This is a genomic window from Roseateles sp. (genome assembly GCF_047654805.1).
In the GTDB taxonomy this organism is placed as follows: Bacteria; Pseudomonadota; Gammaproteobacteria; order Burkholderiales; family Burkholderiaceae_C; genus Pelomonas.
On record NZ_JASGIV010000001.1, the window covers coordinates 3,283,083 to 3,302,664 of the forward strand.

Genomic DNA, 19,582 nt, shown 5'->3' on the forward strand with positions numbered 1-19,582 from the left:
GGCGCCGACGGGCCGTTCGGCGGCTTTGATTTGGGGAAACCGCAAGATTTGCTGTACAGCAAATTTGCGAGCCTGTCAGAGCTCTTGTGGCGAGCCGCGGGCTACGTATGTTCGTCAGGTCTTTGCATATGACGGAAGAACGGAACATCCAGAAGGCCTGCCGCGCTCTCGCACGCGGAACTGTTCGCTCCTTCGCCACAGCAACATCCGCCGAGCCGATATGTTGCATAATTTCGTCGATTAAAATCTTTTGACGACAAAACGGAACGTCCATGTCGGCCCTGTCCCACCCTCAGCGTATCCTCGATCTCGCCCGCGAGAGGGGAATGGTGCGCGCCGCCGACCTGCAGGTCCTGGGCGCTCCGCGGATGGCCCTGACCAGGCTTACCACCAGCGGGCAGCTGGAACGAGTCGGTCGCGGCCTCTATCGCCTGCCGAACGAGAGCATGTCGGAACATGAGGGTCTGGCGTCCATCGCCGTCAAGGTGCCGCAGGCGGTGTTCTGTCTGCTCACGGCGCTGCAGTTCCACGAGCTGACGACCCAGCTCCCCCGCCGGGTCTGGATCGCCATGCCGCGCGGCAGCCATGCGCCTCGCATCGACCATCCGCCGATCAAGATGGTCCAGTTCACGGGCGCAGGCTACTCAGAGGGCATCGAGCTCTTCGAGCGCGATCGGGTGCAACTGCGCGTCTACAGCGTCGCCAAGACCGTGGCCGACTGCTTCAAGCACCGCAACAAGATCGGCCTGGACGTGGCCCTGGAAGCCCTGAAGGACGCCCTGGCCCAGAAGAAAGCCTCCATCGAGGACCTGTGGCACTACGCCAAGGTCTGCCGCGTCGCCAATGTGCTGCGCCCCTACCTAGAGGCCACAACGTGAGCAAAGACCTGGCGGCTTCGGTGCGAGCACGACTGCTGAACCTGGCCAAGGCAGAGGGTTCGGACTTCAATGGCGTGCTGGTTCGGTACGCGCTGGAGCGCTTGCTGTACCGCATGAGCCGCTCCCCGCACGCCGACAACTTTCTGCTCAAGGGCGCGCTGCTGTTCACGCTCTGGTACGACATGCCTCACCGCCCTACGCGCGACGTGGACCTGCTGGGCTTCGGCGCCAGCGACCTCGCATCCATCGAGCGGACATTCCGAGAGATCGCTGCCATCGCGGCAGACGACGGGATCGTGTTCGATCCCGCGACTGTCAATGCTCAGGAGATCCGCAAGGACGCCGGCTATGCCGGGGCTCGTGTCATCCTCGCTGCCGAGTTGGCTCGGGCGAAATGCAAGGTCCAGGTCGACATCGGATTCGGCGACGCGGTGACACCAGCGCCGATATCTGCCGTCTACCCCGTGTTGATCGCGGACTTCCCTGCGCCGCAACTGCGCACCTACCCGGTCTACAGCGTCATCGCCGAGAAGCTTCACGCCATCGCCTTGCTGGGCATGACGAACAGTCGCTTGAAGGACTACCTTGACCTCTCGGTGATGCTCGATCGAGGGACGGTCGATCCGAGCACGCTGGCGACCGCTATCGCGGCCACCTTCAACCGCCGGGGCACGGCGGTACCCGCAGACCTGCCCATCGGCCTGAGCGACGAGTTTGCAAACGACCCGACGCGCAACGCCATCTGGCACGCCTTCCTGAAGAAGAACGAGTTGCCTTCGATGCAGTTGCCTGACGTCGTGAAGAGCGTGGCTGGCAAGCTGCGGCCCGTATTGGATCAAGCGCGGCGGCTCTATGAACAGGCGCGCTGATGCGGCCACATCCGACGAACTCTGGCGACGACAGCATCTATGGCGAGAAGGCGCCGCTGGTACACATTCACGGCGTTTCGTTGAGACGGTCAACGCCAAATAGAGTCTCCTCGCGTGTCACCAAAGCTCAGCTTCGATGCGAGGTAATTCGTTGGGTTAATGACTGCTCTGAGATCCGGATTCCATTGGCATCAACGACTTGGCCTCGACCACGAGGTTCAGGTGCAGAACATTGAGTAGGTTTTCGGGGCGCTCCAGCACACGCTCAAAGAATCAATAACTGACTGATCTATAAGGACTTTCTTGCCCCAGGCCGCCCAGGGCGTCGCGATGAAGCACACGCATCCTGTAGGGCTTGTTGTGGGGTCTTTCAGGATGTGGCGCTTTTGGGCCATCTCCCAGAAGAAAGCCCCCACAGCTTCATGGAGGCTAGAACTTCCCGAGCACGTTGAGGAAAACGCCCCGACTGCGGTAGCCCAGGTCGGTCAGGTCGTCCGAGAAGTCGGTGAAGTTGTAGCCCAGGCCGACCTTGAAGTTCTCGTTGACGTGGTAATAACCGGCCGTCAACCAACCGCTGCGGCGCTGACCCAGCTCGCCTGAGCGCAACGTGCGCGCTTCGAGCAGCCAGTCGTAGTGGCGCAGCACCTTCCAATCAACGCGGGCGACAAGCAACTGCGCCCCGGCCTTGACCCAGGGGGCCGAGTCGTCGCGGCTGTTGCGCAGTTCGCCGACGCGCCAGGCCGCCTTGCCTCCCACCGTCCAACGTGCGTTGATCTCGTAGGTCGCATCCACTGCTGCTACCTGGCTGCGCTGCTGGTAGTCGATACCCAGCGTGCTGACCGCCGGCAGCGCCGCCCCGTCTACTGACACTTGCGCCGGAGACGACAGGTCATACAGATAGGTGTACTTGACCAGCATGTTCAGCTTGTCATTGCTGGCCGGCCGGAATGCATAGCCCAGCGTGGCTTCGGTGTACTTGGCCGAGGTGAGCGCGCTGGACGCGCCGGCGCCGCTGACGTCACTATCCGCCCAGTTGAGCTTGCCCATCCAGCGCGCGTCGTCGCCATCTTGCAGCGTGAACGAGTTTTTCAGCAGCCAACTGCGACGGCTGTCGCTGCCCTGACCATTGCGAGTCGCATCGCGCCGGAACTCGGCTCCGCCCATGTACTTCAGGCCCGGCTTGACGTAGCCGACGCTCAGGCCGACCGCATTGCGCCGCATCTCGCCCGCATTCTCAGCCTCGATGCGGCCGTTCTCGGTCGTCAGCCCCAGCGTCCAATGATCGTCGGGCGCGTATTGCACGCCGTAGGCATGGGTCAGTCCTGCCTGCGTGCCAGTACTCTGCTTGTGCTCGGTGTAGACGCTCAAGCCGTCGGCCAGGCGCGACTTCACGCCGCCCACCAGCGCGCCACCGCGCGCCAACGAGGCCTCGTCGGTACGGCCGGTATCGCGGGCGTAAGTGACGTAGACGTTGGAGCGGTCGTCGTACTGATAGTCAATGCCCGCCTTGCCAGCCGCACCGCCATCGCCGCCGGAGGCTTCGCCACGCAGCGCGAGCTTGTCCGTCACGCGGTAGCGACCACCGACGCCGAGGCGATCATTTTCCAGCCGCGTGCCGGTGCGACCCAGCGTCTTCTGACCGAAACCGTAGATGCCCCAGTCCGCACCATCGCTGTAGTCGACCTGTACCGATGCATCAGTGCGCTCGCCCTGGACGACACCCGAGGTCGGCAGCAAAGGCGAGGTGTTCAGCGCATCGCTGCTCTTGCGATCGCTGCGCACAGCCGCAGCCAGACTCCAGTGCTCATCAAGCTTGGTGCTGGCCTGCACCTCACCCACGTCGGTGTTGTAGCCATTGACCTCGTTCTTGCGATCGGCCTTCACGCGCAGCTCGCTCCCATCGCCGAGCGGCAGCGTCGCGGTGGCGCCTATCTGCTTGGTTTCATTGGCCGCGACCTGGCCGGGGGCCGAAAAACCTGCCTCGCGCTGCTGCGCGTACGCGCCAACCTGGCCCTGCCCTGCCAGCCCCAGGTCCTTCAGGTCCGCCTGTCCCTCGACACGCCACGCATTCGCCCCGCCCGTGCCGGCCGGCAACTGGTTGGCCGCAAAGCCGAACCCACCGTCCACCGATAGCTGCGAGCCGATGCCCGGACCGTCGCTGTGCGCGGCTTCCACGCGCAGCGTCGTGCTTTCGCTCCTGCGCAGCAGCAGGTCCAGGCCTCCAAGCTTCTGGTCGGCGCCCATCTGGCGCTGCTTCAACGCGGTAAGGCCCAGGCGCACGCCATCGCCGGCCCACCAGGCCAGGCGGCCGCCGACGGCCAGCGTGTCGAGGTCGGCAGCAGTGGGCGCGTACTCGTAGTCCACCACCAGGTAGACCGGCTGGCCACTGAGGCCAGCCGCACGCACCAGCGCGCCGTTGTCGGCCGTGCTTGGCAGGGGCGCGCTGAGCAGCACCCGGCCCTGCAGGTAGTCAACCTCGTACTCACTGCCAGGCACAAGTGCGCGGCGCTGCAGTACCAGACCGGAGTCGCGGTCCCGGACCTCCATCACGACGCGCTCCGCGCCGCGGCTCAGGTCCTGGTTACGCAGGTAGTACAGCGAGCCACCGGTGCCGCGGAATTCCTCATGCGCAGCCAATGTTCCGGGCTCCGCCACAAAGGTATCCACACGCAGTTGCGCGTCGCCGAAACTCGTCGTTGCCTCGCTGACGAAGCGGCCCTGCAAGCCATAGAGGCCGCGATTGAACTGGGCCAGCGTGTTGTCCTGCCCCAGGCTGAGCTTGAAGTTGCCCCACAGCGCATGCGAGCGGCCGTCGTCGACCCGCAAGTACATGCGCCCCTGCGTAGGGGCGTCCTCGATACTGGTTGAGTCGTCTCCGAAGGTGCCCCAGCTATCGACCGGGTCGATGCGGCGAAACAGCGAAGTTGGATCCTTCCGGTCGAAGTTGCGGAACAGCTCCTTGAGCGGGCGCTCCTCGGTGTCCAGGCTACCGGTCAGCGTCCAGCGCTCATCCAACCGGCCCTTGCCGTAGAAGGCGATTCGACCTTCGGTCCAGGTGTCGCCGTTGTAGCGGTTGCTGTCGCTCGTGACGAGGGCCGCCGGCCCGGTGGTGCGGTTGCGGCCGACGGTCAGGTCGGCCTGGCCGACAAAGAACCAGTCGTGCTTGGGGAGCTCGAAGTCGCGGCGGTAGATTCGTTCAGCGCCTTCCTTCGGCGTGACGACGACCTCTCCTGTCTGCACCTGGCGCGGCGCGAGCTGCTGTGTGACGAAGCGGCCATTGGCATCCACCGGCACGTCAAAGCCCAGCGCACGCACGCGGTCACCAGCCCCCAGGCCCGAACCATGCACAGTCACTGTGCCGCCCTGGATAGGGATGTTGACAATGGCCAGGCGTGATTCGCCGTACTCATGAAGCAGGCGCTGCTCGGGCATGGCTTCGCTGGCGGCAGGCTGCTCGGGGCGATGCTGCTGCGCCAGCGACAGCGCATAGTCCTCGGTCTCGTCGAAGCGGCCGTCCTTGTCGTAGACACGCACGCGCCAGAGCAACTTGCGTTGCGCCAGCGCATCGCCACCCCAAGCGGCCGGCGCCGTCCAGGCGGCGCGCAGCTGTGCGTCCAACGGCAGCGTCGCCAGTGGCCGCGGGCGTCCCTCGCCGTCGGCCGTGAACAGCAACAACTCGGCGCGCTGCTGGTATAGGCGGTAGTTGCTGTGCGCAGCGAAGCTCACTGTGTCACCAGGAACGACAGTGGTAGGCCAGGCGGCTCCGGCGAGGCGGCGCGGCTGCGAGAGGTTGTCGTACTGCAGTCTGATCTGGTCATGCTCCAGCTTTACGTCGATGCAACGCTGCCGATCGGCGCTGCCACCGCTGCCGACCAACGGCTGGCCATCCAGCGTCAGGCGCACTGGCGCGTCAGGGTCATAGCTGCTCAACATGCTGCACGCGGTCGGGTCGATCAGCGTGGTCTTGGTGGCGGTCGTGATCTTGTCCGGCAGCGACTCCGTCCAGTAGACCTTGACCTCGACGCGGCGGTTGGCGGCCCAGTTGGCACGGTCTTCACGCGGCGTTGCGATGGGCTCGTCCGGGCCGCGCGAGTCGGCCGTGTAGGCACTTGATGGCAGGCCCAGCTGCTGCGTGAGGTAGCGGCCGACCTGGTTCGCACGCGCCAAGCCCAGCGCCTGGTTGTCCGGGAAGCGCGAGCGCAAGTAAGGCGCAATACGCTGCACGTCGGTGTGGCCGATGATTTCGAAGCGCAGATCGGAGTGGCGACGTACCTGGGCCGCGATGGCGTCCAGCCGCGCTCGGTCCTCGGGTTTAAGCAGATCCTCGCCCGAGTCGAATCGCGACGTCTGCGCATCGCTGCGGTTGGCCGTGCCGCCCGGTTCGGTGTGCTTCTCCTCGTGCTTCAGCACATTCAGCGCACGCGGATCGCCTAGCAAGAACGTCAGCTTGGGCAACTCGCGCTCACTGCTCTGCGGGAGTTTGTGTTCGCCGGTGATCTCGAACGCGCGGCGGTCCTCCAGGCAGCGGTCACTGAAGCGGCCGCGCGCGTCGCCCGTGCAGGATGCCGGCTCTGCCGCAAAGATCGGCGCAGCAAGCATGCATGCCGTGGCCGCCGCGCTCGCAAGTGCTGCGCGGCGGAAGGCGGGTCGTCGGGTCATGGTCAGCTCGGTGGTGTGGTGCAGGTGGCTCATGTCGGTCTCCTGCATCACTTGTTGACAACGGCGGTCTGCATCTCGATCTCGACATCGAGATCGAACAGCGCGAGCTCACGCGAGCGGCCCAGCTCGGCCCAACGCTTCAGTACCTCCGACTTGATCGCTGCGACCCGGCTCTCTCCCAGAGTTACGGACTCGCCGGTCGCCGGGCGGTAACTCAGGCGCAACACAGAGGGCCTCTCTGGCAGAACGGCCAACGCACGGGTCAGCACGTCCTGGTGCTGAGGCCGCAGCGCGTTGCCACCCGGCTCGAAGGCATCGCTGCGCAGCTCCAGGCGCACAACGCGGTGCACCGTGGCTCCGAAGTCGATCTTCAGCACCTTGCCGCGGGTGGCCCGCCCGGCAGCCGGGTTCTCGGTCGTCACCCGGTAGCCCGACGGCAACGTACGCTCATCCAGCTTCAGCACGAAGTTGCTGCCGGTTCCATCCTTTGGCACCGCCGCGCAGGCGATGTGGTAGCGCCCCCTCGTGTCGGTCGTGACCAGTTGGCCATTGACCGTCGCGACGCGCACGCCGGCCAAGCCTGGCTCACCCTGGTCTTGCAACCCATTGGCGTTCCGGTCGTCCCAGACCTTGCCTATCAGGTCGGTGCAGTCCAGCATCGCGTCGGGCACGACGCGCACGGCCGCCGTCGCCGTGTTGGACACTTCGCGGCCCTGCGCACCTTGCTGGGCGACGACGCTGTTGACGTACTGGCCTTCGCCAACGCCCAGGCCCACACCCAGCACCATGGAGATGCGCTTGCTCTCGCCAGCCGCAAAGTTAAGCGACAACGTCAGCACGCGTCCCTGGATGCTCGGCTGCGCCGCCACGACAGGACCGCCCGGCAGCGTCTGCACAGTCAACGATCCTTCAAGGTACTTGAAACCCGGAGGCAACGTGTCCTGCAGCGTTACGTTGCCGATTGCGACGGAGCCGGCATTGCGCGCAGTGATCACGTATGGCACTGGCTCGCCCTTGCGGACGTTGAGCTTCGTCGTGCTCTTGCGCAGCTCGATGCTCCCCGCGGCAGCCAGCTTGTCGAGCGGAATGTGGTTGTTCACCACCTGGCGGGACACTGCCCCGCCCGTCAGCCAGGTCATGAAGTAAGGATCGACCTGGCCGGACACCGGCTCGGCCGGCTTGCTGACGACGCAAGCTTCGCCGCCCTTCTTCGGGCCGGACACACCGGTCGCCGAGCAGCTCACCACGTCAAGCGGCGCCTTGGCGGGCGGGTATGTCGCCGAAGGCATGTAGCCGGCCGGCGGCGTGATGCCCACCTGGTAGCTCCCGGCCGGTGCACCGGGCAGCAGGAAGAACTGGTAGCGGCCGTCGGCAGCGGTGGTGACCGTGCCCTGGCCGTTGAGCAGATGCTTGGCCGGATCGAAGCCCGCCGGGCCGGCAATGCTGACTTGCGCACCTGCCACGGGCTCGGCCGTCACGCTGTCAAACACCACCCCACCCGGGTCGAGCGGCAGATCTTGGCGGATCACGTCCTGGCCTGCGGTGATGGTGACCGGGATCGATATGCGCGGCGGCATGCCGGACACCGTCGGGAAGGGCCCGCCCACACCATTGAGCACCGGGTCTGTCGGCCATTCACCGCCGACCAACTGACCCTGCGGGTCGCGAAAACGGAGCTGGTAGTTGCCTGGCGTCAGGTTGTCGAAACGGTAGCCGCCATCGCCGCCTGTCGTGCGGTTGTCGATCACCGCGCCTTGAGCAGGCGGGCAGCCGGTGCTGCCGTCGGGGCAAGCGACGAGTTCCACCGTCCAGCCGCCCTGGGGTTTTTCGCTGGCGCCGAACTGGCGGTCGTGGTCTGTGTCCCACCAAACGCTACCCGTCAGTGACGAGGGTTTGTTGAGCCGCTCGAAGAAGTCGTACTCGACGCCTCCCTCGGTCGTCGTGAGCGCAACCAGGATCTGGCGCGGTGCCGGCACCGAGCCGCCGAGCGAGCCCGGCACTTCGCCAACGTGAGTACTGTCCGGTACCGGCTGTTGCGTCAGCGTATAGCCCGTACCGCCGCTCATCGGCAGGTCGTCAAACCGATAACGGCCTTGCCCATCGGTCGTCGTCACGCGCGTGACCGGATGGCCGTCGGCATCCATTCCGCTCAACGTGATGACAACGCCCGGCAGTGGTAGATCGCCTCTGTCTTTCTTGGTGTTGCCATCGACGTCGTTGATGACATGGCCTGTCAGCGAAGCGCCGCGCTCGCCGAAGTCATAGCCCTCGCCCACGCCACCGGGAAACACGATGTGCCCGGTGCGGTCGCTGCCGTCGGCTTGGCCAACGGTCTGCCCGCCGATACGACCCACGGCGTCGCGGCCATCGGCATAGCTCTTGGGCTGGGTTTCGGTGATGGCATACCCTGCCGCGTCGGACGGCAGCAGACCGTCGAAGCTGTAACGTCCCTGCGCGTCCGTCGTCACAGTGAGGTTCACGGCCTGGCCGCTCGCCGTACGGCCCGTCAGCGTCAGCGTGACGCCCGGAATGGGTGCCTCACCGGCGTCGCGCTGACCGTTGTCGTTGCGATCCACATAGACCTGGCCGGCGATCTGGCCGCCGCGCTCACCAAAGTCGTAGTCCACACCCTGCTCTTCCGACGCAAGCTGGATATCGCCGAACCGGTCGTTCGTGCCGCCGGGGTTTGCCGTGCCGCGCGCAACGCCGTCCACAGTGCCGAGGTGCTCGGCGCCGTCGGCCATGCCGGCCGGCTGGGTTTCGTCGAGCTGATAGCGGCCCGGCAGCAGGCCGTTCCAAGCGAACGCACCGTTGGCGTCGGTCGCCTGCGTGAGACTCACGTTGCGGCCGTAGAGGTCCGTACCGCTGAGCATGACATTCACGCCCGGCACCAACGCCTCTCCGGCATCAAGCTGGCCGTTGGCCGGCGCGGTGTCGATGTAGACATGGCCGCTCAATGCCGAGGGGCGCACCGAGGCAAAGTTGTTCTGTGCCGAGCCGGCGCCCGCGCTACCCAGCACGATGTTCTGGATCACGGGAGCGTCCGAGCCGAGCGGACCGGTGGTGACGCCGCTGCCGCTGGTCGGCACCGTGCCCGGGGTCGAGCCTGTCCCCGTCACCGAACCAGCATGGGTCAGCCCGGGCAGATAGCCGGCGGGGCGGGTCTCCGTGAGGGTGTAACGGCCTTCGGCCACGTTGGCGAATACATAGTCACCGTTGGCATCGGTCGTCATCGTGCGGTTGACCGGGTTGCCATTGCCGTCGGTACCCGTGAGCGTGATCGTCACGCCCGGAATACCGGGCTCCCGTGCCACGGCACCTTGCTGCCCGTCGCCATCGCGGTCGTAAAAGCTGCGGCCCTGGATGCGACTGCCAAGAAGCTCGCCGAACAGGTAGTCGCCCAGCCAGGCAGGTGGGTTCACAGCGGGAACCACAATGCCACTGATGACGTTGCCACTCGGCTGAGCTTCGCCCGGCTGGCCGTTGGCATGGGCCTTGCCCGGTGCATAGTTCGCCGGCTGGGTTTCCGTGATGGTGTACCCAGCCGCATCAGACGGCAGCACCTGCGAAAACTCGTAGTAGCCGGCCCCGCCAGCCGTCGGTTGAGCAAGCAGACTCACTGGCGTGCCATTGAACGCGCGGCCGGTCAGTGTCAGCGTGACGCCCGGAATGCCGGCATCGGTCAGCGCCGGCAAGCCGTCGTTGTTCGGGTCCTCGAACACGTGCACCGTGATGCGTGTGACGAATTCGCCGAAGTTGTAGCCGGTGGCTGCGGCGCCAGAGCCGAGCACGACACCGCTGATGACGTCATTGATGCTCGCGTTGCCGCCTGCGCTACCAACTGTCTCCGCGCCGTCCGCAAAACTCTCCGGCTGCGTCTCGGCCACGCCGTAGATGCCAGGACGCAAGTTGTCGAAGACGTAGCCGCCGGCTGCGGCGGTAGTGGTGCTGAGACTCACCGTGTTGCCGAGGTCGTCGGTACCGGTCAGCTTCACGGCCACGCCCCCGATGGGCTCCTCGTTGGCTGAGTAGACGCCATTACGATCCGCATCCAAGTAGACGCGGCCTGCTAGCGACGCTGCGCGCACCTCGCCGAAGTTGTTGTTGATGGAGAACCCGCCACCGGCCAGCACGATGGCCTGGATGGTGTTGGCCGTGCTGCCATTGGGGCCGCTCAGGACGCCAGCGCCGCTGGTGGGCACCGTGCCTGCTGTGGAGCCTGCGCCCGTGACGCTGCCGGCGCGCGTGATGCCGGGTTGATACCCGGCCGGCTGCGTCTCAACGACGGTGTAGCTGCCGGCCGGCACGGTGAAGCTCCAGTTGCCGTTGACGTCGGTGGTTGTGGTCTGGTTGACCGGGCCGCTGATCGCGATTTGCACGCCAGCGATGCCTGGCTCGCCCGCGTCGGGCTGCCCGTTGCCGTTCAGGTCTTCGTAGACGCGCCCCGACACGGACAGGCTCATCACCGTCACTGAGCCGCTGCTGTGGTTGTTGCCACCATTGGGGTCGGTGCCACCGTTGGTGTCTCCGGAGCCATTGGTGACGAAGTGCGCCGTGTTGGTCAGTACGCTGTTGGCGGCCGGCATCCCGACCACCTGCACCGGGATGCGCACCGTCGCCGTTGCACCTGACGGCATGCTGCTAACCGCGCAGCTGACGACCGTGCCGCCAGCAACGCCCGTGCAGGTCGGCGCGGCGGGAGTGAACAGGCCCGAGGTCACGGTGAAAACCGGCGCGCCGGCGAGCTGCAGGTTGGCAGGCAGCGTGTCTGTGAAGCTGTCGTTGTCGGCGGACTGTGGACCGTTGTTGCGCAACTCAACCAGCCAGTCAAAGGCCTGGGCCTGCCCCACTGCACTGACGGGCGTGGCTGTGCCGGCCTGCACAGCCGTCTTGCTGATCACCTCGACGTCGGCCTTGTTGCGGAATGTGGTCGGCTCTGCTGCGGTGTTATTGGCCTGAGGGTTGTCGAACGCATCCAACGCCGCATTGACGAAACGCACGCTGGCGGTGTTGGTGTAAGTGCCCTTGCTGGCACCGATGAGGCGCACCCGGATCTGCACCGAGTTGGGCTCGCCGGTAGCCGCGGCACCGGTCCCTCCCAGCACAGGGATCGTGCAGCTCAGGCTGCCGCCCGCCTGACCCACAGTCACGCCACTGGTGTCACAGCTGACACCAACGGGCAGCGGACCGACGATGGCATCGAAGGTCGGAGCCCCCACGGCGTTAGACAGCGTGTCAGTGAGCCGTACGTTCTCGGCAGTCGACGCAGCGTTGTTAGTGACGGTCAGCAGGTACACGACAGCGTCACCCACGTTGGCGGGATCGATGTCGTCAGTGTTGTTGACGATCAGGTCATACGTTGGCGAACTCAGCGCAGTGGCCTCACTGGCCGTGTTGTTGGCCGCTCCGCCCGCCACCTCAGGGGTGGTCGTGGAGATCACCACGCTGTTGGTGACGCTGCCCGGACCGCCAAGTGCGGCGGCCAGCGCTGCGATTGCACGCACCTGGACTGTCACCGTCTGCTGCGATCCGCGCGCGAGGGAGGCCCAGCTGCAGACGATGCTGTTGTTGCCTGGACCGGTAGTGCTGCCAACCGCAGGTTGGGTCGGGCAACTGCCGCCGCCGCTGGCGGTCGCAGCCGACACAAGCACAAGTCCGGCCGGCAGCGTGTCGGTGACCATGACGTTGTACGCCTGGCTCGCGCTGGTCGCAGCTGGATTGCTGGCAGTGATGGTGTAGGTCAACAACTGCCCGACAGCCGCAGGGTCGGGGTTGTCTGCCTTGGCCACGGCCACGTCGGTGCGAGCCGTCAGGTAGGCAGTGGCCGTCGCGGAGGTGTTGTTGGCGAGGTTGGGGTCGGCCTCGGCTTGCGACAGCGCGAAGGCCGAGTTGGTCGACGTGAAGTCGTCGTTCGCGGCGGTGCCATCGCCATGCGGACGCACAGTCAACTGAATGCGGGGACAGTCCGCCCCGGCGGTACAGATCGGCAGCGTCGCGATCGTGCAGTTGCTGCCACTGAGCGAGACACCCGATCCGGTTGTGGTCAGCGTGCAGGCTCCCATCGTGGCCGCGCCGGCAACGACACTGACACCATACTGGCTGGCGTTGGCATTGAACACGTCATTCAGCGTGTCGGTGACGACGACGCCGGTGGCAGGCTGTGGCCCGGCGTTCACGACCTCGATCTCCCAGACGATGGGCTGGCCCGCCAACTGACGGTTGCCGGGCGAGTCACCGACGCCAACGACGCGCTTGAGCACCGAAACATCGGCCTGGTTGCCGCCCGCTTGGGGGTTGACGCCGACGCTGGCGCAGTTGTTGGCGTTGTCTGGATCAGCGGGCACATTGCTGCCGCTGACGCACATCGTGTTGGTCACGGAGCCACCGGCCACCGTGACCTGAGCGTTCAGAGTCACGTTGCTCGTTGTCGCATTGACGGCCAGCGCAACGTTGCTGCTATTGCAGGTGATGGTCAGCGGCCCCGTCTGCGGGAAGACCGCACCTGCTGACGAAATGCAGGTGAAGCCGGCAGGCTGCGTAATGCTGTTGATCTGCAGATTGGCTGGCACGGTATCCGTCAGCGTGATCGTGCCGCTGGACGGAATGGCGCTCGGGCCGAGGTTGGTAGTGCTGATCGTGTAGTTGAACGGCTGATTGACCGGCACTGCAGCCTGTGGCCAGCTCTTGGCCTTGTTTGCGCGCAGATCGGAAGACGGGTCGATGACGGTGGTGTTTACCGAGCCCTGGGCGGGCGTCACGCCAGTAGCGCCGACGGTTGCCGTGTTGATGATGCCGGGGCCGCTGGTCAGCGCCTGCACGGCCGCCGTGATGCTGCCCAGGGACGCGTTCGCGCCGGCACCGGCCGGGCTGGGCCGAGTACAGGTCAACGTGCCGCCCGCAGCCGGGCAGGTGCTCGAAGCCGTGCAGCTCCAGCCGCCGCTCGAGAAGGTTGCGCTGACCGGACAGAAGTTGGCGGGCAGCGGGTCGCTCAGTTGCAGATTGCTCGGCGCATCGCCGCTGTAGCGCACAGCGAACTGGAAGTTGAAGCCCTGCCCAGTCTGCACCGGGTCCGCGACCGACTTGGTTTTGGTGACGGCCAGGCTGCTGCCCGGCGTGACGCTGGTGTTTACCGAGGTGGTGTTGTTGCTCGTGTCGCCGTCGCCGACGCCGCCCCCTGCCGCCACGTCGGCGGTGTGGGTGAGGGTCGAACCACCGCCGACACCGATGATGCCGTTGAGCGTCACGCTCGACGAAGCACCGATCCCAAGGTTGCCGATCGAACAGCTGACAGTGCTGCCAGCCACCGAGCAGCCGCCCGGCAGCGTGCCCAGCACCAACCCGGGGGGCACGCTGTAGTGCAGCGTGGACGCAGGCGAGGCGTAGGGCCCGGCATTGGCAACCGTCAGCTGGATGTTCAGCGTGCTGCCGGCCGCGGCGGTGGCCGGGGTGTTGATGGCGATGGACAGATCGGCGCCGACGTTGACCGTCGTCGTCTCGCTCTGCGTGGCGCCGCCGACCGGCGTGGCCGACACGGTCATCGTGCCCGCGGCCGTCGAGGTCACCCGGACCGGCACCTGCACGACGCCCATTGCCGGGATGTTGATGCCGGTGCAGGTCACCGTGCCCGGGCCCGCCTGCCCCACCGCCATGCCACCGCAGCTCACCCCGCCAGGCAGGCTGCCCATGCCGGCGTAGCGGCCGTTGGCCGGGATATCCACGTTCAGCGTGACGCCCGATTGCGGGCTGCCCCCCGCGTCGGCGACACCGATCTGGTAGGTCACCGTACCGCCTGCCGGCACCGGGTCCGGGCTGTCTGGCATGCCCGTGATCTGCAGCTGCGCCTGGGCACCGCCGGCTGCAGCCAGGGCGAGGATGGCCAGGATTCGAGAAAACACGCGGTGTGGGCTCATGGGGTCAGGGCAAGGTCAGCACTTGCAGATCGAGCGTCATGGGGCGGCTGGCGCCCGCTGTCGAGGACGGGCGGGCGCGGCGGCAGGATGCGGAAGTCAGGCCGCTGCGGTCACGTCGACCGGGTGGTGTCGCCGTCGGCAAACAGCCAGCGCCCGATCAGCGCCGCGGCCACCGCACCGGCCAGCGGGGCCAGCCAGAACAGCCACAGCTGCTCCAGCGCAGCACCGCCCGCGAACAGCGCGACGCCGCTGCTGCGCGCCGGGTTGACCGAGGTGTTGGTGACGGGGATGCTGACCAGGTGGATCAGCGTCAGCGCCAGGCCGATGGCCAGCGGCGCGAGGGCCGTGGCGGCCCGGGCCGACGTGGCGCCCAGGATGACCAGCAGGAAGCCACCGGTCAGCACGCCTTCGACCAGCGCGGCGGCGCCGAGGCCGTAGCCGCCCGGCGAACGGGCACCGTAGCCGTTGGTCGCAAAGCCGCTGGCGACGAGGTCAAACCCCGGCTTGCCCGTGGCGATGCAGGCCAGCACGGCCGCGCCGGCCACGGCGCCAAGCAACTGCGCGGTGACATAGGGCACAACACGGGTCGCCGGAAAGCGGCCGGCGACGCACAGCCCCGCCGTGACGGCCGGGTTGAAGTGGCCGCCCGACACCGGGCCCACGGCGTAGGCCATGGTCAGCACGGTCAGGCCGAAGGCCAGCGAAACGCCGAGCAGGCCGATGCCCAGCCCGGGAAACGCCGCGGCGATCACGGCGCTGCCGCACCCACCAAGAACCAACCAGAACGTGCCGAGAAACTCGGCCATGAGCGCCTTCATCCATGCCTTTCGCCAGGCCCTCAACGGCCTTCGTGCGGGCACTGTGTCAGCGAGGCCTGGATGCCCCTAACGCCGATGACAATCGTTGACAGTTGGCGCTGCGGCGCGCTGCCGTCATGCGTCCCGGTCGCCGGGGTCGACAGCAGCCGGCAGGTCCATGAAGAAGCGGTTGCCCGCCGGCAGCGCCTCCCAGCCTGCCCGGCCGTCATGGCGGCGGGCGACGGCGTCCACCAGCGCCAGGCCCAGGCCCACGCCACCGCCGGAACTGCCGTCGCGCTGGCGGAAGTGCTCGAACAGGCCGGCCGCGAGCGCCGCGGCGACGGGCGTTCCCTCGCTGTCCACGGCCAGCCGCCAGCCGTCCGGCTGCGGCAACAGCGTGCAGCGCACGGGTGCCTGGGGGCGGCCGTACTTCAGCGCGTTGTCTATCAGGTTGCCGAGGGCGCGGCGCAGCATCGCACCGTCGGCCTCGGCCAGGCAGGGCTCGGGCGGCAGCTCGCAGGTCAGGCGCACATCGCGCTGCCGGGCCGCGTCCCAGGCGAGGTCGACAGCCTCGGTCGCGACGTCGCGCAGGTCCAGCAGTTCGCGCGCATCGGGCTCCGGCGCCTGCGCGCGCGCCAGGTGCAGATAGCCCTCGGCCATCTCCAGCGCGGCGCGCAACTGGGCCTCGATGCGCCCGAGCAGCGGGTCGCCACGCTCGCCGCCGTGCAGCGCGATCAGCGCCAACGCCCCCGACAGCGGCGCGCGCAAGTCGTGGGACAGGAAGTTCACCGCCTCCTCGCGCTGCGCCTCCAGCGTGGCCAGGCGCTGTGCGGCGGCCTGCAGCGAATGGATGCGGCGGTCCAGCCCGTCGCCGCGCCGGGCTTCGGACAGCGCGGCGGCCCGGCCATGCAGCCGCGCTCCCATGCGACGGAACTCGTCGTCCAAGAACCGCATCGCGGTCTCCAGGCGCCGCCAGCTCCACAGGGGATAGGCCGCCAGCACACCGATCAACGCGGCAGCCGGCCCCCAGCGCACACCGACCTGCAGCAGCCCCCAAGCCAGCATCACCACCAGCGGCAGCATCAGCAGGGTCAGCGCCAGCCCGATGCGCGGCGACCCCCAGCGCAGCCCGACCAGCACCAGCGCGAGCGGCAGCACGGCCAGCGCCGCGCTCTGAGCGGCCGTTAGCGGAGACAGCGTCCAGCCCTCCCGCAGCGCGATGAAGGCCTGGGCATGGGTCTCGACGCCGGACATCAACACCTGCCCGCTGTTGAGCGGCGTCGGGTTCATGTCGGCCAGGCCCGGCGACGTGGCGCCGACGAAGACGATGGCCCCGCGCAATTGCTCCGGCGGCACCCGGCCGCGCAGCACATCGACGTAGGAGTAGTGCCGAACCGTGCCCGCCGGCCCGGCAAAGCGCACCAGGAAATGCGCGTCGCGACGCCAGCCGGTGTCGGCATGGACGTCGGTGCCGGCGGATGGCCGGCCACGGGCATCGACGCCACCTGCGGCCAGCCCGGCCGCCGCCGGATCGCTCAGGCGCAACACCGCCAGCGCGAAGTACTCCCACGCCAGCGCGCCAAAGCCCTCGCGCAGATAGAGACCGCGCACCACGCCGTCGGCGTCCAGATCGGTATGGACATGGCCCAGGCCCGCCGCCGCGGCAGCCAACGGCGCGACCGGCAGCGCTACCAGCGCGCCGTTCGCCGTCGGTGACATGTGCAGGGGCAGCACGACACGCCCCTGGCCACGCATCGCGCGGGCGAGGGCGGGGTCGCCGGTGGGGTCGGGCTCCGACAGGATCAGGTCCATCCCCACGGCGCTGACGCGGGCCTGCGTCAGGCGCTCCAGCAGCTCGGCGTGCAGCTCGCGCCGCCAGGGCCAGCGGCCCAGCGCCGCGAGGCTGGTGTCGTCGATGGCGATGATGACGACATCCTGCGGCACGGCCTGCTTGCTGAGGCGCAGCAGGCGGTCGGAGATCAAATCATCGACGGCGCCCAGGCCGTTGATGGCACCGAGCACCGCCACGGCCGCACAGACGCCGATCCATCCGAGATAGCGCCTCCAGTGCCCGGCGAGGCCCGGCATCAAGGCCTCGAGGATTCCAGCGTCCCGCCGCTGCCGACATGCACCGGCCGGCCATCCGATGCACACCATTGGGCCTGCGCCTCCACTTTGCGCGGCGCGCCGAACTCGGAGGGACGGCCCATCGCGTCGATGGCGCCGATGCGCAGATAGGCCGGCTCACAGTCGTTGAGGGTCTCCAGCGACAGGCGCGGTTCGGCGAGTTCGACGTCCAGCATCGGCTTCTCGAAGCGCACCTCGCGCGCGATCTGGGCGCGATAGCGCAGGCCCGGCAGCCCGGCCCAGTGCACGCCGGCCGCGTTGACGACCATGTCCTCGGCCTGCGGCGGCGACGGCAGCGCGCGGATCTCGAAGCTGCGCACGTCGCTGTAGGGCCCGCGCTCCAGCCGCCCGCCCTCGTCCGGCGCCAACGCCGCCACGCGCCAATGCAGCACGGCGAGCGGCAGTTGCTTCAACTCGAAGCTGCAGCGCGGCGCGTCCTGGGCCACCAGCACGGAGCCAAAGTCGGCCTGGTCCGCCACCTGCAACCGGTAGCCGCTGGCGCCGGGCACCTCGGTGCAGCGGAAGGCCTGCACGCCGGGCGACCGCAACTCGTGCTGGCGCGGCTGCTGCGCCAACGGTGCGACCGGACGTGCCTTGATGCGCAGCGACAGCGTCCGCTCGAGCCCGAGCAGGCCCACGTCGTCGACCGCACGCACGCGCAATGCGTAGCGGCCGTCGGCCAGTGCCTCGGGCAGGTGGAGCACCGTGCCCTGCTCGACCTGCAGCACCCGGGTGAAGGCCTCGTCCTCGGCAAGCTCGAACCGCAGCGCGGCAACGCCGGGCGGCAACGCCCAGCGCACGGCCGCAGGCAGGGCCTCGATGGGCCCGCCTGAGGCGTCAAGCGCAGGCGGCAGATCGGGCAGCGGGGGCAGCGGCCGCAACTGCGGCAACTGGCCCGCACAGACCAGAGCGCCCTGCCCCATCGAAACGGGCAGCGTGGACGACGCCCCGGCCGCGCCGCCCTGCGCCAGCGAGCTCACGCCGACCTGGCCTTCGATGACATCCGCCGTCACGCAGCCGCTCGCGTTCCCCGTCGCGACGCCAAAGCGCGTGCCCCGCACGCCGGCCACGGACAGCGGCGTCTTCACCCTGAACTGCGAGCCGCGCGGCTGCGGGGCGACGCGCAGGTCCAGCCGCCCCTGGTCGAGCTGAATCAGCGTGTTGCGCGCCCCCTCGCCCTTGCCAGCCTGCGGCAGCTCGCGAAGCCGCACGACGCGGGCGACGCTGTTGGACTGCAACTGCAGCAGCGAGCCATCCAGCAGCTGCAGGCTGACAAAACCGAGCGCCGGCACGCGCAGCATGTCCGCCTCTGCGACCAGGTCGCCGATGGCCACCGCGCGGCCATCCAGCGTCACGCCACCGCGCACATAGGCCACCGCAGCGCTCACGGGACTGCCCTTCATCAACGCGATGGGCAGCAGCAGCTGCTGGCCGGGTTGAAGCCGGTCCGGCTGCCGCAGGCGGTTCAGCCGCGCCACTGCGCGCCATTGGCGTGGGTCCTCCAGCTGGGTCTGCGCGATCCGGTAGAGCGAATCGCCTGGCAGCACACGGTAGCTCACGGTCTCCTGTGCGGCGGCGGCACCCGCGGCCAACACCAGCCCCACCCACAGCGGGGCGCTGAAACGGGGGGCCTTCATGCGCCCGACGCGGGTTCGAGACCAGGCGCGTCGACCTCTTCCAGCCGGTAGCCATGGCCATAGACCGAGCTGAGGCGCATGCCATTCTCGGGTCGCAGGCGCAGCTTGCTGCGGATGGCGGAGATGTGGGTGTCGACGGTGCGCGTCGCCAGGCCCGGTTCCAGGCCCCAAACCCGGGACATCAGGTATTCGCGCGACAGCAGGCGGCCAAGTTTCTGGAACATGCAAAGTGCCAAATCAAATTCGCGCGGCTTGAGGTCGACGACTTCGTCGTCGACGTAGAAAGTGCGCGACGCAGCCTGCCAGCTGAAGCGGCCAACCCGCTGCAATGCAGTCTGCTGAGGGTAGGAACGGCGCAGCAACGCGAGCAGCCGCGCCTTGAGCTCGCCGGGCCGCACCGGCTTGGCGATGAAGTCGTCAACGCCGGCCAGCAGCGCCGTGACGATGTCGCGCTCATCGCTGCGATGGGTCACCATCATGATGGGCATGCGCTCACCTTCGCGCCGCAGCTGGCGCGCCAGCTCCACGCCCGACAGGCCGGGCAGTTGCCAGTCCAGCAGCAGCAGGTCGAAGCCCTGCCGCATCTGCGGCTGCAGCAGCGGCGTGGCTTCAGCGAAGGCCTCGCAACGGTAGCCCACATCCTCGCCCAGCCTGGCGAGCAACTGCGTCTGCTGGAGGTCGTCGTCCACGACGGCAATGCGCATG

Annotated in this window: 8 protein-coding genes; 2 read left to right on the forward strand and 6 right to left on the reverse strand. The window is 67.8% G+C overall.

Going from position 1 to position 19,582, the window contains the following annotated elements:
- Positions 1-272: 272 nt before the first annotated feature.
- Positions 273-878 carry a type IV toxin-antitoxin system AbiEi family antitoxin domain-containing protein gene (locus QM732_RS14855; protein WP_415656893.1) on the forward strand — a complete coding sequence of 202 codons (606 nt, stop codon included), beginning with the start codon at positions 273-275 and terminating at the stop codon, positions 876-878.
- A complete protein-coding gene (locus tag QM732_RS14860; RefSeq protein WP_415656894.1) occupies positions 875-1,747 on the forward strand; it encodes a nucleotidyl transferase AbiEii/AbiGii toxin family protein in 873 nt (290 codons plus the stop codon). Before QM732_RS14855 ends, QM732_RS14860 begins: the two co-directional genes overlap by 4 nt.
- Positions 1,748-2,176: 429 nt before the next feature.
- Here the strand turns inward: QM732_RS14860 and QM732_RS14865 are convergent, their stop codons facing one another.
- The 6 genes from QM732_RS14865 to QM732_RS14890 form a co-directional block, all read right to left on the reverse strand.
- Positions 2,177-6,439 (reverse strand): OmpA family protein, encoded by a 4,263-nt coding sequence (locus QM732_RS14865; protein WP_415656895.1) that lies wholly within the window; start codon positions 6,437-6,439, stop codon positions 2,177-2,179.
- A gap of 14 nt (positions 6,440-6,453) precedes the next feature.
- On the reverse strand, positions 6,454-14,301 hold the full coding sequence (locus QM732_RS14870; RefSeq protein ID WP_415656896.1) for an SdrD B-like domain-containing protein: 7,848 nt from the start codon (positions 14,299-14,301) through the stop codon (positions 6,454-6,456).
- A gap of 125 nt (positions 14,302-14,426) precedes the next feature.
- On the reverse strand, positions 14,427-15,134 hold the full coding sequence (gene aqpZ / locus QM732_RS14875; protein ID WP_415656897.1) for an aquaporin Z: 708 nt from the start codon (positions 15,132-15,134) through the stop codon (positions 14,427-14,429).
- A gap of 114 nt (positions 15,135-15,248) precedes the next feature.
- Positions 15,249-17,201: a CHASE2 domain-containing protein gene (locus QM732_RS14880; RefSeq protein ID WP_415656898.1), complete on the reverse strand. Its 1,953-nt coding sequence runs from the start codon at positions 17,199-17,201 to the stop codon at positions 15,249-15,251.
- Positions 17,201-18,877 (reverse strand): FecR domain-containing protein, encoded by a 1,677-nt coding sequence (locus tag QM732_RS14885; protein ID WP_415656899.1) that lies wholly within the window; start codon positions 18,875-18,877, stop codon positions 17,201-17,203. The genes QM732_RS14880 and QM732_RS14885 overlap by 1 nt, the downstream gene beginning before the upstream one ends.
- Positions 18,874-19,581, reverse strand: coding sequence for a response regulator transcription factor (locus QM732_RS14890; protein WP_415656900.1), 708 nt, complete (start codon positions 19,579-19,581; stop codon positions 18,874-18,876). Before QM732_RS14890 ends, QM732_RS14885 begins: the two co-directional genes overlap by 4 nt.
- Between the last annotated feature and the right edge of the window lies 1 nt (position 19,582).

Bases quoted from the DNA above. Each gene is read 5' to 3' on its own strand.
- QM732_RS14890 (WP_415656900.1), bottom strand. From the start codon at position 19,581: ATGCGCATTGCCGTCGTGGACGACGACCTCCAGCAGACGCAGTTGCTC.
- QM732_RS14855 (WP_415656893.1), top strand. From the start codon at position 273: ATGTCGGCCCTGTCCCACCCTCAGCGTATCCTCGATCTCGCCCGCGAG.
- QM732_RS14865 (WP_415656895.1), bottom strand. From the start codon at position 6,439: ATGAGCCACCTGCACCACACCACCGAGCTGACCATGACCCGACGACCC.
- QM732_RS14885 (WP_415656899.1), bottom strand. From the start codon at position 18,877: ATGAAGGCCCCCCGTTTCAGCGCCCCGCTGTGGGTGGGGCTGGTGTTG.
- QM732_RS14880 (WP_415656898.1), bottom strand. From the start codon at position 17,201: ATGCCGGGCCTCGCCGGGCACTGGAGGCGCTATCTCGGATGGATCGGC.
- aqpZ (WP_415656897.1), bottom strand. From the start codon at position 15,134: ATGAAGGCGCTCATGGCCGAGTTTCTCGGCACGTTCTGGTTGGTTCTT.